Source organism: Mesorhizobium sp. M0243 (assembly GCF_040321775.1).
Taxonomy (GTDB): Bacteria; Pseudomonadota; Alphaproteobacteria; order Rhizobiales; family Rhizobiaceae; genus Mesorhizobium.
Window position 1 is genome coordinate 325,162 of the sequence record NZ_JAMYSF010000001.1, and the last position, 19,034, is coordinate 344,195.

At 58.7% G+C, this 19,034-nt stretch carries 14 protein-coding genes and 3 pseudogenes; 4 read left to right on the forward strand and 13 right to left on the reverse strand.

All coding sequences use genetic code 11. The features are described 5' to 3' along the window. Nucleotides 1-211 precede the first annotated feature (211 nt). The 11 genes and pseudogenes from NKJ11_RS01495 to NKJ11_RS01545 all read right to left on the reverse strand — a co-directional run bounded on the left by NKJ11_RS01495 (nucleotide 212) and on the right by NKJ11_RS01545 (nucleotide 9,046). The gene (locus NKJ11_RS01495) at nucleotides 212-1,012 is read right to left on the reverse strand and encodes a calcium-binding protein (protein ID WP_031249252.1); all 801 of its coding nucleotides are present in this window, start codon (nucleotides 1,010-1,012) and stop codon (nucleotides 212-214) included. Between the two features lie 722 nt (nucleotides 1,013-1,734). Continuing rightward, nucleotides 1,735-2,133: a hypothetical protein gene (locus NKJ11_RS01500; RefSeq protein ID WP_352792620.1), complete on the reverse strand. Its 399-nt coding sequence runs from the start codon at nucleotides 2,131-2,133 to the stop codon at nucleotides 1,735-1,737. A gap of 309 nt (nucleotides 2,134-2,442) precedes the next feature. Continuing rightward, nucleotides 2,443-2,704, reverse strand: a pseudogene (locus NKJ11_RS01505) (hypothetical protein); the annotation flags it as partial. 30 nt (nucleotides 2,705-2,734) lie between these two features. Beyond that, on the reverse strand, nucleotides 2,735-3,685 hold the full coding sequence (locus NKJ11_RS01510; RefSeq protein ID WP_023736274.1) for a LysR family transcriptional regulator: 951 nt from the start codon (nucleotides 3,683-3,685) through the stop codon (nucleotides 2,735-2,737). Nucleotides 3,686-3,751: 66 nt separating this feature from the next. Further along, nucleotides 3,752-4,540, reverse strand: coding sequence for an ABC transporter permease (locus NKJ11_RS01515; protein WP_023736275.1), 789 nt, complete (start codon nucleotides 4,538-4,540; stop codon nucleotides 3,752-3,754). A 3-nt stretch (nucleotides 4,541-4,543) separates the two neighbouring features. Next, a complete protein-coding gene (gene nodI, locus NKJ11_RS01520; protein ID WP_023736276.1) occupies nucleotides 4,544-5,455 on the reverse strand; it encodes a nodulation factor ABC transporter ATP-binding protein NodI in 912 nt (303 codons plus the stop codon). Nucleotides 5,456-5,498: 43 nt separating this feature from the next. Next, nucleotides 5,499-5,744, reverse strand: a pseudogene (locus tag NKJ11_RS01525) (carbamoyltransferase N-terminal domain-containing protein); the annotation flags it as partial. Between the two features lie 35 nt (nucleotides 5,745-5,779). Next, a complete protein-coding gene (gene nodS / locus NKJ11_RS01530; RefSeq protein ID WP_023770905.1) occupies nucleotides 5,780-6,388 on the reverse strand; it encodes a nodulation methyltransferase NodS in 609 nt (202 codons plus the stop codon). A 35-nt stretch (nucleotides 6,389-6,423) separates the two neighbouring features. Next, complete coding sequence (gene nodC, locus NKJ11_RS01535) at nucleotides 6,424-7,782, reverse strand: chitooligosaccharide synthase NodC (protein ID WP_352581813.1); 1,359 nt, start codon at nucleotides 7,780-7,782, stop codon at nucleotides 6,424-6,426. A 14-nt stretch (nucleotides 7,783-7,796) separates the two neighbouring features. Beyond that, nucleotides 7,797-8,456 carry a chitooligosaccharide deacetylase NodB gene (nodB, locus tag NKJ11_RS01540; RefSeq protein WP_023766912.1) on the reverse strand — a complete coding sequence of 220 codons (660 nt, stop codon included), beginning with the start codon at nucleotides 8,454-8,456 and terminating at the stop codon, nucleotides 7,797-7,799. After that, nucleotides 8,453-9,046, reverse strand: a complete 594-nt coding sequence (locus NKJ11_RS01545; RefSeq protein WP_023736281.1) for a NodA family N-acyltransferase — start codon at nucleotides 9,044-9,046, stop codon at nucleotides 8,453-8,455. The genes nodB and NKJ11_RS01545 overlap by 4 nt, the downstream gene beginning before the upstream one ends. Nucleotides 9,047-9,284: 238 nt before the next feature. On the opposite strand from NKJ11_RS01545, the pseudogene NKJ11_RS01550 reads away from it, so the two are divergent. After that, nucleotides 9,285-10,184: pseudogene (locus NKJ11_RS01550) on the forward strand (LysR family transcriptional regulator); the annotation flags it as partial. A gap of 631 nt (nucleotides 10,185-10,815) precedes the next feature. Here NKJ11_RS01550 and NKJ11_RS01555 read toward each other — a convergent pair. Further along, nucleotides 10,816-11,847: a LacI family DNA-binding transcriptional regulator gene (locus NKJ11_RS01555; protein ID WP_023736284.1), complete on the reverse strand. Its 1,032-nt coding sequence runs from the start codon at nucleotides 11,845-11,847 to the stop codon at nucleotides 10,816-10,818. Nucleotides 11,848-12,152: 305 nt separating this feature from the next. Further along, on the reverse strand, nucleotides 12,153-13,775 hold the full coding sequence (locus tag NKJ11_RS01560; protein WP_502905777.1) for a dicarboxylate/amino acid:cation symporter: 1,623 nt from the start codon (nucleotides 13,773-13,775) through the stop codon (nucleotides 12,153-12,155). A gap of 958 nt (nucleotides 13,776-14,733) precedes the next feature. On the opposite strand from NKJ11_RS01560, the gene nifA reads away from it, so the two are divergent. The 3 genes from nifA to NKJ11_RS01575 all read left to right on the forward strand — a co-directional run bounded on the left by nifA (nucleotide 14,734) and on the right by NKJ11_RS01575 (nucleotide 18,989). After that, nucleotides 14,734-16,500, forward strand: coding sequence for a nif-specific transcriptional activator NifA (gene nifA / locus NKJ11_RS01565; RefSeq protein WP_352792538.1), 1,767 nt, complete (start codon nucleotides 14,734-14,736; stop codon nucleotides 16,498-16,500). A 218-nt stretch (nucleotides 16,501-16,718) separates the two neighbouring features. Beyond that, nucleotides 16,719-17,858, forward strand: a complete 1,140-nt coding sequence (hisC, locus tag NKJ11_RS01570; RefSeq protein WP_352792540.1) for a histidinol-phosphate transaminase — start codon at nucleotides 16,719-16,721, stop codon at nucleotides 17,856-17,858. 90 nt (nucleotides 17,859-17,948) lie between these two features. Further along, on the forward strand, nucleotides 17,949-18,989 hold the full coding sequence (locus tag NKJ11_RS01575; RefSeq protein WP_352792541.1) for an LLM class flavin-dependent oxidoreductase: 1,041 nt from the start codon (nucleotides 17,949-17,951) through the stop codon (nucleotides 18,987-18,989). Nucleotides 18,990-19,034: the final 45 nt, after the last annotated feature.

Sequence of the window (19,034 nt, forward strand, 5' to 3'; positions counted from 1 at the left end):
CTGAAGGTTTGGAAGGGATTCATCGTGGCCGGCCGCAAGGGCCCGAACAGACGCCTTCAGGGAGATTTCGGTGTACGACCAGCGCGACGTGCAGGGCTTCGTCAAGCTGTACACGCTGCGACTGCTCCCGGCGCCCCGGCCCATCGCAAGTAGCGGAGACGGAAAGCGCCCGCCCAGGGGGCGGGGCGCTGTTCCGTATCGTTTTTCTGGATCAAACGAAGGTGAAGTCCGACGCGGTCAGGCCTAGGTCGGCCACGGTGACCACACCGCCCAGGTGGGCGAACTCGTGCGCGCTGCCGTCGGCGGTGACATAGGCCAGAGTTGCGACTCTGTCGGTGTAGCTGCTTTGGTAGACAATGATGTCGCCGGCGTGCTCGCCGGAGATCGCACTCGCTGCCTCATTAGCAGAGTTGAAAGATTCGCCAGTGATTACCACGACATGTTCGCCGTTCGCACCCGAGGCCGCGCCACTGTAGAAGCTGCTCACCGGGTAGCCGGACTGTATGCTGGCGTTGTTGACGAAGTTCGCGCCAAAACCGTCGTTGTAGAGGCCCACCGCATCGAAGGCGAACTTGTCCTCCGCCGGGTTGAAATCGGTGATAGTGGTAATGTCCGGCTTCGACCCGACACTCGGATTGACCCCAGGCACCGGATTGTGGAACTGGAACACGAACGTGTCATTGTCGGTGCCCCCGGTCAACGTATCCTGGCCGTCACCCACGTAGAGGACATCCTGGCCGGGACCGCCGCTGAGCCTGTCATTGTCCTCACCGGAGACGCGCGCGTTGAAGCGGCCGTTGTCGCCGGAGAGATCGTCCCAGCCATCTCCGCCGAAGATGCGGTCGTTACCCTCGCCGCCAAGGGCTCGGTCACTGCCCGGGCCAGCCGAGATCTCGTCGTTGCCGCCACGACCGTCAATCCAGTCACCGCCCTGGAAACCCTCCATCCAATCTTCACCCTTTGTGCCGAGGAGTGTTTCGGCATCCGGGCTACCCTCGATAATGTTTGCCATCGAAAAATACTCCTAATGATGCACCCTGCCTGACGCGTTCATATTGCCCATCGGGTAATTAGAGAAATCGATTGCTTGGATAGACACACATTTACGAAATGGATGCATTCACGTTCACTTCGCCCTTCCGCTGAGCAGTAGCGGGCTCGCAGGCGGCGGGGACGCGCCCAGACGATCGACCCGAACATTCACACTCAAGCGGACGAGGAAAACTTGGTAACCGGCCGCCCTGGTTGGGCCCAAACCTCTCTCTGTTTGCTCGACGCCGGCATACCCGCACCGTAAGCGCTGGACGTGGACAAGTTCCGGTGGCGGCGGGTACGGCGCGGCTCAGCGATGAATGGGGGCCGGAGACGGTTCCTTCCCCGACACGCATGCTGCTACCGCGCAACAGGGGGGGGGCAATTTGCCGCCAATGGTCTCGTGATAGCGCCTTTCGCCGACAGGCTGTCGAAGTTGACCGAAGCCGAGCTGAAACGACAACTGACGGGTCCTCACAGCTGCGTTACGCATTCGCTCACCGTCAAGCCGGCCTCGGAAGAACAGGCATAGGGCTGTGTTGCCGAGTATCTCGCCAGCACTGCCCATTGCGAGCAATGGAACATTAGGGAGCGCGTTCGCGCGAGCCGAGAGTTCAAGGATCTCGGAACGACAGCTTCCGCACGTCGGCCGCACGGGCTCTACGCGACGCGGCCTACGCCAAGCTAACAGAATTACTTTCATTACTCGTGGAATGCCCGACTGATTTGGTCCGACAGCGGCTTCACAAAATAGGAAAGCGCCGTAGGCTCGCCCGTCTGGACCATCGCTTCGGCCGGCATGCCGGGCACGAGCGTCAGGTCCTTGAGCTTCGTCAGTTCCGCATGCGGAACCGATAGACGCACCAACTGATGGCGCTCGTCGAAGGCATGGACTGGCGCGCTTAAGCCGAACGGAGACGGCGTCCGACGTCGGCCGGATAGGCCGTGGCGAAGTGACTCAGGCGCAAAAGGCGGGCCTCTGGCCGTGCAAAATAAGCTTTTGTCGGCGTCATGAAGAGAAGCGCTTTGGCCCGTCTCCACGAAATCGTTCCGCTCAAGGCGATATTCGTCCCCATGGCGGCGGAGAAGGCCGAACTGCAACAACTCCGGAGCGAACACTCAAGGCCGAGATCGTCCGGATGGCGACACACGAGCGTGCCCAGGAGAGGCTCGCCGACCTTCAGGGATCGTCAAGCAGCTGGAGCGCGGCGCTTCGGTCGCAGCTCCGAGAAGCTCGAACGTGCCCAGCAGGCCTTCGCCTTCGAATCCAGACCGGGCTCGGCGCGATTGAGTCCGAACTCGAGGCCGCAAGGCCGCAAGACCGACAGGCGAGCCGCGACGTGCTGCGCGACCGCGCAAGGCGTTCCCGGTGCATCTGGAGCGGGTCGAGATCGTCATCCGGCTCGACCCATGGGGGAAGAAGCGCTCCCGCAGCCAATCGTCCAGTCCGTCAAACGCCGTCGGCCGCACGGGCTTGCGAAACGGAACAGTCCCGCCCTCGCTTAGATGCCGATGCACGGTGTTGCGCGCGCACCCGAATTCCTTCGCCCGTCGGTTCCCCGCCAACCTCATGCCGCCGCAGCATCGCTGCCACCTCTTCAGGCTGAAGGATCTGCTCTCCCTGCATCGTTCTCGACAATGCAGGAATCGCCCAATCCCAATCGCCATCCATGCCTCCTCCCATAACCGAGGGGTCAGTTTCTCAATTCGGCCGACAACTGAGACGTCCGGTGCTCTTAGGCAGGGCAATCATACGAGATGCCTCCTGCAACATCATTTCCCGCATCCATAGGCTTGCCGGATCATTATTGTGAAGCGCAGGCCATTGGACGGCCTCCGTGAATGCGGCAGGAAGTGGCGGCGGAAGTTCGACAATCCGCAAGGGTGTTAATTTCGCGAAATGCTGCGCCAGCCGCAACGGCATGGTCCCGATGCGGCTGGTGCCTGATAGAAGGGGCGGGATCATGCTAAAGCCGTGTACGACGACCTCGATACGTCTCTCGAAACCGTTCTCGAGCAAATACCATTCCTCGATGGAGGGCTGCCGGGTGTCCCCGAATTTAAGCACAACCTGCCCCATCGACAAGTATCGGTCGAATGTAAGTGGCTCTGACAGCTGCTTGTTCGTGCCGCAGCCTACGCATACGAGCATATCTTCGAACAGGGCTGCGCGAGGATGTTTCGACATGAACACTTCCGGCATAATCAGAAAATCAACGTCGCCGCGCCGGAGAAGCTCCTCGGGGTCGTCGGAAATAGGCAGACATTCGAAGCGGACGGCGGGAGCTTCCCGCGCAGCACGCTTTACGATTTTCTTAAAAAATACGAGTGTGAGGTAATCGGAAAGGATGATGCGGAAGCGACGATCCGATCCGACCGGGTTAAAGGGGTCCCAGGAAATAATCGACAGCTGGATGTGCAGCAATGCCTCCCGGACTGCTGTGGCGAGCCCCTCCGCGCGCGGTGTCAAAATGAGTTCGCGGCCGTTCATCGTAAATAGCTCATCGCTGAAATAGGCGCGTAACCGACCGACGGCGGCGCTCATGGCCGGCTGACTCAGGTTAATACTGCGGGCTGCGGCGGTGACTTTACGCTCCCTGATCAAAGCGTCCAGCACAACGAGGAGATTTAGATCGAGTCCCTTAAAACGCATGCATTGACCTATCCGACGCGTGGATGGGTATCGCCCAAACAATCAATTTCACGAATGGTGAGAGCGTCAACGCATCAGCCGACGACGAAACAGAGCAACCGATAGGAAGAACGGCAAAACCGTGTATATGCAAAGCGCGCCGATATGCAGGCCCATGCTGCCGGCGGGACGGCCAAGCATCGCCGGACGAATGAGGTCAATTGCATGTGCGAGCGGCAACAAGGAGGCGACGTCCTGAAAAGCGCCGGGCAATTGGTTGACCGGAAACATCGCGCCGCAAAGGAACAGCATGGGTGTTATAACAAGCGTATTATAAAATATGAAATATTCATAACTGGGCGCAAGCGCCGTGACGACCATCGCTAGACTCGCGAAGGCGAGGCCACTGAGAGCGATGACTGGCAGCAAGCAGAGGATGGATGGCCACGATGCGTAGCCTAGCGTGGTCGCAACAATAGTGATTGCTGTGCCCGCCATCAGGGCCTTGGTGGCTGCCCACGCCAATTCGCCGAGTAAGATATCGCCGAGCGTCAGCTGAGTGCATAGCATTCCTTCCCAGGTGCGCTGGTCGCCCATGCGGCCGAAACTCCCGTAAACCGTTTCAGCGGTCGCCGATGCCATCGCGCTTGTGGCAACCATGCCAGCCGCGAGAAACGCAATGTACGAAGTGCCCTCAACAGGACCTATCATTGTTCCGATTCCAAAGCCGAGACCGAACAGATAGATCATCGGATCGGCGAGGTTGCCGAGCACCGATGCAAGCCCGATTTTCTTCCATCCAAGATAGTTGCGGCGCCAAACCGCGACCCAATTCCACGCATTGGCGGGCATGCCCGCCGCATAACGTTCGCCCATTGTTCAGTCCTCCATCTCGCGCCCGGTTAGCCGCAAAAACACATCCTCGAGATTGGGAGGACGCTGCAGAAGGCGTAGACCCGCGCGCCCGCGTAGCTGCGCCAGCACCTGCTCCGGATCGGGTGCATAGCAAAAAAGCGTCTCACCGCTCACCTCAATGCGCTGTGCGTACGGCCGGATCAGCGCACCCAGTTCATGCGGATTGCCGCCGTAGACCTCGACCACGTCACAGCCGATCTGCTCGTCAATGAGTGCGGACGGGCGGCCTTCGGCGATCTTGCGCCCCTCCTCCATAACGCACAGCCGATCGCACAGCCGCTCGGCCTCTTCCATGAAATGGGTAGTCAAAAGAATAGTCTTGCCCCGCGCCAGCAGCGATCGCAGCCGTTCCCAGATCAGGTGGCGGGCCTGCGGATCGAGGCCGGTGGTCGGCTCGTCCATCACCAGCAAGTGCGGGTCATTGATCAGCGCACGCGCGAGCGTCAGGCGCCGCTTCATGCCGCCGGACAGTTCGGCGACGCGCGCATCCGCTTTGTTCTCGAGGCGGGCGAACTCAAGCAGCGATGGTATGACCGCATCGATCTGGCGTCTGCTCATCCGGAAGTAGCGCCCGAACACCAACAGGTTCTCGCGTACAGTGAACGCGGTATCAAGATTGTCGAACTGCGGGACCACGCCGATGCGCATACGTGCCAAACGCGCGCGCGCCGGCACTGGAACGCCGAGCACAGTAATCTTCCCCGCATCGGGCGATGTCATGCCGAGGACCATACGCGCAATCGTGCTTTTGCCCGCGCCGTTCGGTCCCAAGAGCCCGAAGCATTCCCCCGCCGCAACGCGGAACGACAGTCTGTCGACAACGAGCTTGTCATAAGTTTTGCTTACGTCAGTAAGATCGATCGCTACCATGGACATGGGTTCATTTTACCGAGAGGGACGCCAAGACTGGCGGTTGCTTGGTTGCCTGCCGGACCTGAAACTGTGACTCGTCTTCGCCATTCCAGCCGTCGATAACGAACTGATCGACATCACAAGGATTTAGCCCCTGTTCCGGTAAAGCGGCGACAATTGCGTATAGATTATCGATGGCTTGGTAACGCGGATCGTTGTGCCGCTTTTCCTGGTCAACGCAGAAGACGAGCCGTCCATCCTCGACCAGGGCGATCGCCCCATCATGGGTCAGCTTGATACCAAAGATGCGCATAGTGTCTCCAGGTTAACGGCGATAGATTCGATTCATCAGGAAGCGGAAAGCGGGTTTCGGAAACGGACGAGCAAGCAGTCTTCGTTGACCGACTCGCCCCGACACTCAAGACGCTCTACCTCGATCAACGTTTCGTTCAGCATGGCGATGACCGGCTCAGCACCAGCGGCGTGGCCCCAGCGACGGCAATTAGCATCCCTTGCCGATCCGAAGATCAGATGCCCGCCAGGCGCAAGCACCCGCACCAGGTTTTTGACGGCCGCGCGCATCTCGGCTATGTCTTCGAGATAGTAGAGGACCTCCGCCACAACGATCAGGTCAAACAACTCGTCGGTCGAAAACTGTTGAACATCGGAGACTATCCAGTTGATGCGCGACGGCTCGTTTATCCGTTGACGTGCTCGAGCAATCGCTTGCGCCACGACATCGATGACGGTGAGCCCTTGGCAGTAGGGGGCTAGTTTTTCCGTGAATGCGCCGGCAGCGCACCCGACTTCGAGGGCATTTGAAATGGAGCCTTGGGCAAGCGCCAGCTGGAGCATTTGCGTGTGGCGCTTCCGCTCGAACGGATTGCCGTCGAGAAGCCACGGATCGTCTGCGGCCAATTCCCGATCAAGCAACTGATGATTCACGTTCTGGGTCAAACTCGTGCACCTCTCGTCCACTAGGTAATTAGCGATCACTCGTCGCCGCAAATGTTGCCCGACAGCACTAATTCCGAAGAATCCCGCGCAAGATTGAGCCTGCGAAGCGGAGCCGCATGCGGCGAGAATTCTGCCCTGCTGGAACCAGTGATCGGAGTTTGGGTGGGGGCCTGTTTTCCCCCAGTGTTCGATGTAGCGACAGCAGAGCCTCGCGACAGCCAATCGCTATTGCTCAATGTACACAGCGCGTAGGCTTTCAACGGAAGCAAGAGAAAGATGTTGATGAACGTGTGCAGCGAAAAGCCCAGAAATCGAAACTGTCGGGCACGAAATGCTACCACGCTGCATCGGAGCAGGGTCATGGACACAATCATCAGTCCTGTCCACCAAGGCACAGAGCCTGTCAGTGCGAAATGTGCGAGGCCCGTTAATACCGATATGGCGAGGAGTAGCGCGCCGAGATTCTGTCCGACCACGTCCAACGTGAGATAGCTATTCAGGCTGGGCAGCAAGCGCAGCCCAAGCAGCGTGTCCCGGAATGTGCTTCGTGCCCAACGGAGTTGTTGGCGCAGATACGGTCCTAGTCTGTTCGGGACGACTGTGGCCGCGATGGCGCTCGGAACGTACTCGGTTCGAAAGCCTGCTTTCAGCATCAGGATAGTAAGATGGCGATCCTCACCGAAGTCGCTTGGCTTGCCCCGAAAAAACTGCGACTCGTACTGGTCCAGTAACAAAAGGAGCGCAGACCGGCGGTACATGGCACATGGGCCGCAACAGCACATAACGGCACCGAAGCGAGCCTGCGCCGCGCGCTCCTCGTTGCAAGCCAGCCAGTACTCCATGTCTATCAGCCTGGTCAGCCAGCTCTCGGTCCGGTTACTGGCCGTCAACTGACCCATGACTGCGCCGACCGCTGAATCTCGCATCTTCGGTACAAGCTTGGCAATGACGTCGGACGCGAGTAACGTGTCTGAATCAACGTTAAGCACCAGATCCCCTGATGAGCGGCGTATCGCGGCGATCTGCGCCTTGCGCTTTCCAACATTCTCGGGAAGCAAAATGATGTCGAACCTAGGGTCGCGCGCGTAGGTTTCGTGGACAGTTCCTAAGGCTTCGCGATTTCCAGAACCGTCATCAACCACATAGACCCGAAGTCTTCCGGCGTATTCTTGGTCGGCAATGGAAGCCAGGCACTCTGAAAGCGTGCGCGGATCCTCGTTGAAGCAGGGGACGATGACATCCACGCTGGGCAGTTGATCGGAGCCGACGAGAACCTCCAACGCCGATGGGTCGTTTGTCGGCAGAGCATAAAGCCCCTGCATGCTCTTATAAGCAGTCGAGAGCAGCGCATAAAGCGATATGGCCACAGTGCTGGTTGTACCAAGAAGAGTCATGGGATCTCGTTTGTTCAGTGATGTTGAGGAAGTGAGCGGATTACAAATCCGCGCTCACGCAATGCTGGAATCAGCCGGGACAGCGCCGTGACCGTCTGGTCGCGCAGACCGGCGTGAGCGCCCCGGCCCAACTCGCCGGGAGGGCATCCGTCGTGCAAGAGTACGATTGCGCCCGGCCGGACAGAGGCGAGCACTTTATCGATAATCGCGTCGACCCCAGGGCGAGACCAATCTCGAGGGTCGACGGACCAATGGAGGGCCGCCAGCCCGGCGATCTGTGACGCTGTGAAGACTTCTTCACTCCAGGCGCCGTAGGGCGCGCGAACATAGCGCACCGAGGCCTGCGGGCACGCTCTCATGATGGCGTCGTTCGCTTCAAAGACCTCACGTTGCACTTCGCCGAAACCGCATTGGTACAGATCCGGATGAGACATCGTGTGGTTGCCTACCTCGTGCCCTTCTGCGATCATCCGTTGGATTAGATCTGGGTGCTCTAAGGCGTAGGCGCCGATGACGAAGAAAGTCGCCGGCACCCGCTGCTCTGCCAGCACATCGAGAATCTCCGGTGTGAAAAGTCGATTGGGACCGTCGTCAAACGTCAGATAAACGCTGCGACGGCCGGTGCCGTCAGAGCACTCACGGCGCACTTCGTACAAGCAATCGGGACGGCTCATAGCTCTGGTCCGTTCCGATCTATCATCGTGCCCGTGGGCCATTCGCTGATCGGCCGTCCAACCGGCAGAACAATGGTGAGTGCGTCATCGATGCGTGTGGGCGGCAGGTCGAGGCGGGCCTCTGGTCGGGTCGAGCGCACGCGAATTCCCGACAAAACGGCCAAAGGCCTGTATCGCCGCCCGAACCTCTCAACATGATTCCGCAGCGCGTCCCGGACCGTTCCGAAAGCGAATGGAACGCCAAGCTCCTGCAGTATTGGAAGCATGACATGGATTGAATGGGCGATTCCGAGACCCTCAAGGTCCGGGCGTACCCCGTACAGGCCCAGCTCAGCCACCAACAGGTCGACCGCGTCAACCTTGATGAAACGGCGCAGTATGCCCATGTGAGCCGCTACACCACTTGAATCATAGGCGATCACGCGGAGTTCAGGCCTGGCTCCGGCCCAGCTTCGACTACCTTCGAACGGTTCTGCGTTGGACGCCCCAGTCGGCCCGTACGTATCACGAAAGAACTCGGCGAGCTCAACGTGATCGGAGAGCTGCAATTCGTTTTCCCAGCACAACTTCCACTGCACCTGATGGCGCATTCAGGACCTCTCTTCATATTAGTTTTTTGCGGCCGCATTACCCGACCAAAGCGGCGCTGTTGGCTGCATTCAGCCGTTGTCGTTGGCGAAGGTGAGCCAGACGCTCTCTCGAAGTTCCGGCCCGTGTCGTCGATTTGAGCTTGACGTCGCTCATTAACGTTCCTCTAATGCATGGCTCGTAAATTCGTAAAATTGATTGTTTGAATGATACGCATCCACGCGTTGGATAGAACATGACATGCGTTTCAAGGGACTCGATCTAAATCTCCTCGTTGTGCTGGACGCTCTGATGAGGGAGCGTAAAGTCACTGCCGCGGCTCGCAGTATCAACCTGAGCCAGCCGGCCATGAGCGCCGCCGTTGCTCGGTTACGCGCCTATTTCAACGATGAGCTATTTACGATGAACGGCCGCGAGCTCATTTTGACACCGCGCGCCGACGGGCTCGCCACAGCAGTCCGGGAGGCATTGCTGCACATCCAGCTATCGATTATTTCCTCCGACGCTTTCAACCCAGCCCAATCGGATCGTCTCTTCCGAATGATGCTTTCCGATTACATCACGCTCGTATTTTTTAAGAAGATCGTAGAGCGTGCTGCGCGGGAAGCACCCGCCGTTCGCTTTGAATGTCTGCCTATTTGCGACGACCCCGAGGAGCTTCTCCGGCGCGGCGACCTTGATTTTCTGATTATGCCGGAAGTGTTCATGTCGAAACATCCTCGCGCAGTCCTGTTCGAAGATATGCTCGTATGCGTAGGCTGCGGCACGAACAAGCAGCTGTCAGAGCCACTTACATTCGAGCGATACTTGTCCATGGGGCATGTCGTGCTCAAATTCAGGCACACCCGGCAGCCCACCATGGAGGAATGGTATTTGCTCGAGCACGGTTTCGAGAGACGTGTCGAGGTCGTCGTACAGGGCTTTAGCCTGATCGCGCCCGTCCTGTCAGGCAGCAACCGCATCGGGACCATGCCCTTACGGCTGGCGCAGCATTTCGCAAAAACAACACCCCTGCGGATTGTCCAACTTCCGCCGCCACTTCCTCCTCCCGCATTCACGGAGGCCGTCCAGTGGCCTGAGCTTCACAATACTGATCCGGCAAGCATGTGGATGCGGGAAATGATGTTGCAGGAGGCATCTAGCCTGGCGCCTTTGCCTGAAATCAATGAGCGTCTCGTGCACGCCGATCCGACCTTGCGGTTGTTGGTACCGACTGCCACCTCGATTTCACGTGCGAAGTCCCGGAAGATGTTAAGTCCCACTTAAACACCGGGCCTTTGCCCAGCAGAGCGGTGCAGTTGCTTGTCAAGTACGAGGGCCAGGAACGAGCAGAACACACGCCCGGGGTTGCTACTGGATTGACTGCCGCCTCCGATTTTGCTTGCGGAGTCCCAGAAGATGCTCAGCCCCACTTAATTGCCACGTCGCAGGCCTTGCCGCGGCTTTTCACGCGCGGCCAGGCGAGGAGATGGCGGTCGACGTGGTCGATCCAATCTGTGCCAGCCTCGCTCGGCTACTGGCGTCGACCACAGTCCCCTGCACCGAGAAAGTCGGGCACTTGGCAATGAAGCCGGTCGAGCTTGACGCTGCGGACCCAGGCAATTGACCCCGCGCTTCTGCCTGAACGCGTGGCCGATCCGTTCATCTAATCGGCGCTACATTCTGCCCGGCTGAGGTCCGTGGGTGCGGCCACCCCGCGGGATTGGATCATCATTCAACTTTCTCTGGTTTATGAAAGGAAACTCCCCGCTCACGATAGAGCCCATGAGTTTCATATATTTTCCGGCAGATGGATGTCGAACGGGAGAAATGTCTGTCCGGGTGTTTCAGCGGTGCCGGTCTCGATAGCCCGCGTCATCAGCGTTATCAGCTCCCGGCAAAGTCGGCGCATTGGCGTGGCGACCGCCATCGTGACGATATTATCTGCGAGCGCCGCCCGAGACTCCGGCGTGATTTCATTCACGATCGCGACGAGATCGCGACTTTTGCCCTCTTCTCGGAGCGCGGAGATGGCGCCCTCCATGCCGCCGCCGGCGACATAGAAGCCGACGAGCTCGGGCTCTCGCTGCATGAGATCAAGCGTTGCCTCGTAGGTGATCTGCCGTTTCTCGAGGTTCATGACAGGATCCAGCACCTCGAACGTGGGCGCGTTCTCACGGCAATAGGAGCGAAAGCCGACGTCACGGAGCTCGTGCCCCTGGAAACGATGGCTGCCGACAAAAACCGCCACTTTGCCGGGCCGTTTTGCGACCTTCGACACCATCCAAGCGGCCGTGCGCCCCACCTTGCGGTTGTTAAGGCCGATATACCCCTGTCGTACGCCGGCGGCGAAGTCGGAAAGCAGCGAGAAAACCGGAATGCCTTTGGCCTTGAGGTCCTCAACCGCTGCTGTAATTTTCGGGTGGTCCGGTGCCACCATCGCGATCGCATGGCAGCGTGCGCCCAAATCCTTGAGCCGTGCGATCAGGTCGCTCGGCATATGTGACGGGGCGAATTCGACGAGCGGAATGCCGTGGAAGGACTGGGCCAAATTGACCGATGCTTCGACCTCGCGCGCAAAATCTTGGTAGAAATGCTGGGCCGGTTTTCTCAAGATGAAGCCCAGACGGTAGTGCGGTAGGTCTCGCCGCAAGCGCTGCTTGATTAGCCCGGCAGCATGATAGCCGATCGCGTGGGCGGCGTCGTGGACCCGCCGCGCGGTCTCCTCGCGCACCGGATGGCGGGCGTTCAGAACCCGATCGATCGTTGCTACGCTGACTCGGGCTTCGCGGGCGAGATCGGCAATTGTGGGGCGCTTGGTCATAGGTCCCTATTCTGATCGGTTTTTGACGCGGGCCGGCTCTCTGTCGCCTAACGCGTTTCGGTTTCGGGTGGCAAAGTGAAAACGTCCCATACGAATGGCCAACAGCGTGTTGGACGAACATCATTCCAGACGTAAACCGGCCGGGTATACTGAAAGGCTCATTCGCTTAAAGGGCGGTGACGGTTTGCACTCACACATTTAGCGCTTCGGCTACATGGTCCGTGAGGAGCCGTTTAGAGGCTGCGGGTCGGTCGTTCAGTTCATGTGACCAGCTAGGCGACTTAACAGGTCGTGGGCCGCCCACCTTACTTGGAGGAGGGTAGCCGGTTTGATGCCTCGGCAAGCTGATGACCGCAGAAGGCGGCTTTCATCTGTGCTCGGTCCAATTCTCCTTCCCAGCGGGCGACGACGAGGGATGCCACTGCGTTGCCGACGCAATTCGTCAGCGCCCGGCATTCGGACATGAAGCGGTCGATGCCGAGTATCAGTGCCATCCCAGCAACGGGAACACTCGGAACTACGGCGAGCGTAGCCGCCAGGGTGATGAAGCCCGCGCCTGTGACACCTGCAGCGCCCTTGGAGGAAAGCATTGCTACGAGCAGCAGCAGCACCTGATCGCCGATGGACAGATCCGTGTTCGTCGCCTGCGCGATGAAGAGGGCCGCCAGCGTCATGTAGATATTCGTGCCGTCCAGATTGAATGAGTATCCGGCCGGGATGACGAGACCCACAACCGAACGCCTGGCGCCCGCCTTCTCCATTTTCTGCATCAGCGAAGGGAGCGCCGCCTCCGAGGAGGACGTTGCGAGGACAAGCAGCAGCTCTTCCTTGATGTAGCGAATGAGAGAACAGATCGAGAAGCCGTTGTAGCGACAGACCGCGCCGAGAACCCCGAACACGAAGAGGAAGGCGGTGAAATAGAACGTCGCGACCAGCATCGCGAGGTTGACCACCGAACCGATGCCATATCTGCCGATGGTGAAGGCCATTGCGCCAAAAGCGCCGATCGGCGCGGCCTTCATCAGAATTCCAACGAGCTTGAAGACAGGCGCGATGAGCGCCTGAAGGAAGCAAACGACAGGCTTGCCCGGCTCTCCGGCCATCGCAAGCGCCATGCCGAACAGAACCGAGAAGAACAGCACCTGCAGGATGTCGCCTTCCGCGAAGGCACCGACGATCGTTGGCGGGATGATGTTCATCAGAAAGCCGGTGACCGACTGCTCGCTGGCTTTTGCGGCATAGGTATTCACGGCCTGGACATCGAGCGAGGCCGGATCAATGTTGAGGCCGGCGCCAGGCTGGACGACATTGGCGACGATGAGGCCGACGATCAGCGCGAGCGTCGAGAAGGTGAGGAAATAGACCATTGCTTTACCGGCGACCCGGCCGACCTTATGAAGATCGTTCATGCCGGCAATGCCGGTGGCAATTGTCAGGAAGATGACAGGCGCGATGATCATCTTGACCAGCTTGATGAAGGCATCACCCAGCGGCTTCAGGCTCTCGCCGGTCTCCGGATAAAAATAGCCAATTGCGACGCCGAGCGCGATGGCGGCAAGCACCTGGGCGTAGAGCTTGGTGTAGAAGGGTTTGCGGGGCGCGGGACTCGCGCCGCGGACTTGCGCAGCTGACACTGTTTCTCTCTCCCTGACCGGATCGAGGTGGCGTGACTTCTCCCTATCGCGGCGCTCCGGTCGAACGCTGCACCAACGCCGCCGCAATACCCATGCCAGATGAATCCGCATGACCTGAACTGACGTGGGCTCGCCAATGATGGAGGAATGCGGTGTCAGACCAGCGGGAGGCCGCGGTCCGGCACGCCCTTGATGTCTCTGGCAGAGTGCTGCCGGTCGATCCCTCTGGCTAGCGGTTTGCTGCACAGAGCGTGGTGGGTTCCTCGTTTTAGCCGGCTTTGGACCGGGCCGCATCGCTGGCGCCAGCGCGTACCAGATAGGTCGCCTGTTCATAAGCCCGTCCAGATGACAGGCTAACTTACCCCTGTTCGGAAGCGCTGTGAGAGGCGAGTTTCTCTCGCCGGAACGCCTGCGCCACATGACTAGAGGAGGCCGAGAGCTTCGCTTTCCCTGACTAGCCGTGGCACCCATGATGGAATGAATGCGCTGGCACAAGGCTGGAACGACGAGGGTCCAGCACGACCCGTTGATGTTCACTGACAGAGTGCTGCCGGTCGATCCCTCTGGCTCGCGGTTCATCGGTGGCACCAGAGCCGAGAATGGCTGTGCTCTTTGCAGCGCTCCCGCTGCATGAAAGCCACGTCGAGACGGAGAGATTGACGCCGTTGGCGCTGACCACGACGATGCGATCTGGAAATTGCGAGCACCGCCTACCAAGCCGTACTCGACGCCAGCTTCGCGCCTTCACACGCGACACCGCCGCCGCATGATCAACTCGAGCAAAATGGCGGTTGCCGCAAACGACCAGTGCCGTTGGCGGTTATTATCACTTCCGCCCCTCCTTCGCGGGCGCTGGTGAATGGCACGGCCCGGCTTTTACACTCGGCGAGGTCAGCCGCTCGGGCACCGCATCGCCGGCGCAAGTATTTCCGTCGTTCAACGGCAAAAACAGAATTGATGAATTCTATCATATGCCGCGAGGTTTCCTTTCACGAATGAAAGAAAGCTCGATTGACTATCCCGCCTCGCTCCAGTCTGTTGAAAACAACGTGTGGTTGCCTTGGTGCAAGCCGAGACCATGGCCAAGCTTCGTGGAGGGGAGAGCCAAGCGATGCATCAGGGTTCGATCCGCTCTGCACTCGACCAAACGGCGGCGGCACGAGTTCACGTCGGAGTATTTTCGCGCTTGCTCGCGACGTCGCGGGCGCACATGCCGCCGGCCTACGTTTGATGGCGCGAGATCGAGGATCACATGCACCACAACATTCGCAAATCAGAACAAAATGCCAGCGAGTGCGGCATATCGCTGCCGGATGCGATAAGGGGTTGTCCAACGTCCGAGACGAATCCTGCGAATGGGGCATTGCACGAGCGCGCCCTCACCGGAATCTTCGAAATATCGAAAATACTCACCGGTCCCGCCCGGCTCGAACTCACGTTGGCCAAGGTCGTTGATCTCCTGCACTCGTTAGTGCAAATGCGGCACGGCATCATCACTCTCTGCGATGCCGAGGCCGGACTGGACATCACCGTGGCCAGCGACCGCGACACGAACAGCAATGAGCCCTCCCGGTCGCGCGTGCCGCGCAACGCCATCGATCAGATTGTGACGACGGACACGCCGCTCATCGCCGAGGACATAGCAATGCATCCGGCCTTCACTGCCGCTGACATCGAGGTGCTTGGGGCCTCCGACACCGTGTCCTTCATCGGCGTTCCCATTCGTGTTGATGGGAACGCCGTAGGCGCGCTGACTATGGACAGGGCTTTGGAAAGCAGGTCAAGCTATCGGCTCGATTACGATGTCCGACTGCTCACCATGATTGCCAACATGGTGGGACAGACAGTCAAGTTGCACCGCTTCTGCGCGGGGGACCGCGAGCGACCGCCGGAGTTGGAAGATCGGCTGCAAACGAAATTTTCCGATGTTAAGCACCCTGCACCCCGGCGCAAAAAGGTTCATGTCGAGGGGATGATTGGTGACAGTCCGGCGATAAGTGCGCTGCTGGAGAAGATCGCGATCGTAGCCAAGGCAAAAACCACGGTTCTGTTGCGAGGCGAGTCCGGTACAGGGAAGGAGCTGGCTGCCAAGGCAATTCACGAGTTGTCGCCGCGCGCCAAGCGGCCCTTCGTTAAACTCAATTGTGCAGCGCTCCCAGAGACAGTCCTGGAATCCGAATTGTTCGGTCATGAGAAGGGTGCCTTCACAAGCGCATTCAATTCCCGCAAGGGGCGCTTTGAGCTAGCTGACAAGGGGACGTTGTTTCTGGATGAGATTGGCGAGATCTCGGCCTCGTTCCAGGCAAAGCTACTGCGCGTGCTGCAGGAGCAGGAGTTTGAGCGCGTCGGCAGCAATCAGACCATTAAGGTCGATGTTCGCGTGATTGCCGCCACGAACAGGAACCTGGAAGAGGCGGTTGCAAGGAATGAGTTCCGCGCCGACCTATACTACCGCATCAACGTGGTTCCCTTGCTGGTACCAGCATTGCGCCAGAGGCGCAGCGATATTCCGCTGCTCGCAGCTGAGTTTCTCAAGAAGTTCAACGACGAGAACGGCTGTACGCTTACCTTCGATCCGTGTGCGATTGAAGTGCTGATGAAATGTGAGTTTCCCGGCAACATTCGCGAGCTTGAAAATTGCGTGCACCGGACAGCGATCCTGGCCGAGGGACTATCAATCGGGAGAAACGACTTTGCCTGCTCCCAAGGCCAATGCTTTGCCGAGGCGCTGTGGAAGTGCAGATCGGGCAAGGCCGCGCTGCAACCAGCGCCGATCCTGCCGGAGTCAGTGAATCCGGCCACGCCGCCGGATGCGGCAGCCTGTTCGGCCGCGACCACAGTCCCGCGTACCGGCGAAACACACCCAATTGGTGCGAGGACCCCCGACATAGAGCGCGTCATTGCTGCCATGGAAAGATGTGGCTGGGTGCAGGCAAAGGCAGCGCGCCTCCTTGGACTGACCCCGCGCCAGATTGGCTACGTGCTGAGGAAATACGGCGTCGAGATCAAGCGTATCTGAAACCGAGGAGATGAGCTGAGCTGCTTAGCGCCTTGCGGCAGCGATGCAGATCCACGTCCGCGTCCACTCGATTCACCGAGGACAGCCTGGCCGAATTCCCGTGTCTGCGTTGCGACCATCGTGTGAGAGGCAACGCTTCCATCGTCAATCCTGTCCGCCATGTTGCTCTCGTTGCGAGCTCATACGGATGCCCCTGTTGACTGAAACGGAGTTAAAATATGTCCGATGCAAAACTGCAAACTGTGCTTTCGGCTCTTCCGCCAGTGACGCGACAGTTAGATCCTCTGCCGTCCAACGGACCAGCGCCGGACGGAAATTTTGTCAAGCTGAATACGAATGAGAACCCGTTTCCGTTGCCGCCAATCATAATGCAAAGTGCAGTGGCGGCCCTCAAGTGCCAGTATCTATATCCGGATGACGATAACATCAGCTTGAGGGAAGCGGCGTCCAGCACCTATGGCGTTTCCAGGGATCAGGTCATCGCAGGCAACGGGTCGTCTGAACTGCTCGGACTCATCTACAGAGCTTTCCTCGCGCCTGGCGACAAGGTTGCGATGATGTCGCCAGGGTTTTCGTTCAACCGCAAACTTGCCATGATTCAGGGCGCCGAGTTTCTCGAAATCGGATGTCAAGCTCATTCCCTGCCAATGGAGCAATTGCTTTCCGGTCCGGCAAAAGACGCCAAGTTCATTATGTTGGCCAATCCAAACAATCCGACCGGAACATTCCTCCCGATAAGCGATATCGAACGCCTCGTAGCACAATCGGACCGCTTGGTTGTCCTTGATGAAGCCTACGTCGACTTTGCACCCGATCATGGCCTGCGCCTCATCAACCAGTATCCGAACGTTCTGATCTTGAGGTCATTCTCGAAGAGCTATGCCGCCGCCGGCATTCGCGTCGGTTTCGGTTTCGGTCACCCTGAAATTATTGGCAGGCTGCGAAACATCCAGAACGTCTTCAACATGAACGTCATCGGGCATGCCGTTGGTATCAGCGTGCTTGCGCATCGCGGCGCCTACGCAGAGAACCACAAGCACATCAAGGATGAACGAGAGCGAGTGACAGTCGCGCTGTCGCAACTCGGATTTTCCGTAACGCCCTCCCGCGCAAATTTCTTGCTGGCCCGTGTGCCCGCGGGACAGGACGGCTCATGGTGGCAAGCAGCATTGGAAAGGCAAAAGATACTTGTCGCGTTTTTTCCGGACAAAGGCTTGGAACACTGCATCCGCGTCAGCATCGGCACAAAAGAGCAGATGGATGCATTTCTTGCTGCCGCTGGCGACATTGCTGGAAGCTTAACGGTGCCAAGCTCCAAGGGCAGGGAAGCGTCAGGCTCTGCTTCTTCGTTACGCTGACGCAAATCGGCGATCACACACATCTCTTCCGACTTGCTTGGTCATCCCAGCAAGAGAACAGCCTGCCTTTTAAAATCGGGGACTTATCGAGTGACAAACGTCTTTCCTTCAAACCTAGCGTTCGGCATCTTCGATCATCTGGACGAGGATGGCCGCGATATCGGTCGGCAATACGAAGATCGCCTGATATTAGCAGAGGCGTGCGATCAGCTAGGGTTCTATGCCTATCATCTCGCAGAACATCACTGTACTCCCCATGGGAGAGGTCCATCGCCGAATCTGTTCTTATCGAGCGTCGCCCAGCGCACCCTGCGCTTGCGTCTCGGACCCTTGGTGATGCTGCTTGCGCTTTATCATCCGCTGCGTGCGTTCGAAGAGATCTGTATGCTGGACCAGTTGAGCGGTGGCAGGCTCGAACTGGGCATAGGGCGCGGTGCTCTCCCGATCGAATTGGGCTACTTCGGGATTGGTGCGGACGCGGTGCCGGGCCGTTATGCCGAAGCCAGCGAAATCCTCATGGAAATACTTGTTAATCCGATGAAGGTCGGCACGCTATGCTATCAAGGCCGCCATTTTGATCTCAATGACGTTCCTTTGACGTTAAGACCTCATCAGCGTCCACATCCGCCGACATGGGTTGCTGCCAATCGACCCGAGTCCGCAGCTTGGGCGGCTGCGAATGGAACCAATATCGCGTGTGTAGGACCTTCCTCTTCTGTTCGCAAAACTACTGATGCGTTCCGCGCCTATCGAGAGGACAACGCTGGCGCGGGGGATCAGGCGCAATTTATCGGATTGCTCCGCATGGTCGTGGTTGGGCGTTGTGACACACATGCCTATTCGCTCGCGGCACCTGCTTACGAACGCTGGCTCAAGAGCTTCCAATTCCTTTACGAGCTTAACGCTATCCCCACTCCACCAAACCTGCCGCTGACCTTCGATGCGGCAGTCGAGAGTGAATTGTGCGTGGTAGGATCAGCAGAATCTGTGCGAAAAGCTCTGTTAGGTCAGTTGGAAGAGGCAGGTGCCAACTACCTGCTTTGTCAACTGGCATTTGGAAATCTGCCGCTAGATGCTTCCCTGTACACTGCGACGACCATTCAATCCGAAATCATGGCTCGACTTGGCTGACCATGAAATTCGCGGTCTGAGGTTGAATCGTTGTACAGCGCTCCC